This window comes from Corallococcus sp. AB030, assembly GCF_003668965.1.
Classification (GTDB): Bacteria; Myxococcota; Myxococcia; order Myxococcales; family Myxococcaceae; genus Corallococcus; species Corallococcus exiguus.
The window spans coordinates 1-384 of record NZ_RAWQ01000538.1 but is presented as its reverse complement, the minus strand read 5'-3'; the positions used below and the strand labels follow the sequence as shown (position 1 = coordinate 384).

General features: G+C 66.7%; 1 protein-coding gene. It reads right to left on the bottom strand.

Annotated elements, in window-relative coordinates; translation table 11 throughout:
• On the bottom strand, positions 1 to 257 hold a 257-nt coding region (locus D7Y15_RS46315), incomplete at its 3' end, for a hypothetical protein (RefSeq protein ID WP_233605348.1).
• Between the last annotated feature and the right edge of the window lie 127 nt (positions 258 to 384).

Genomic DNA, 384 nt, shown 5'->3' with positions numbered 1-384 from the left:
GCGAGTTCGCGGGAGCCACTGAAGGCCCCCAACCTTGCCGAGGCATAGCGAAGTGCACGTTGGTGCACGTCGTCGAGAAGTGTCTCCCGTGCCGCGTCGTCACCGGATCGCGCTGCTGAGACCAGCGCGGCGATGGACGAGGCTTCCCCGTTCACTTCCTCCATCGCTGTTGGGGTCGTGAGCGTTACATGGCGGCGCGCGGAACTCACCCGGGGCCATTCGGCCTCGGGTGAGGAGTATCCGGTCTCGCTCGTCATGCGGGCCTCTCCAAGGGGCTGCTGCGTGCTGTCGGACGGGCTTCCGCCTGCTCGTTTCTGGGCGGGCGGTCGCGCTTCAGTATTCCGATCCGACGGTACTGCCTGTCGCGCTCTGACGGTGTGTGGG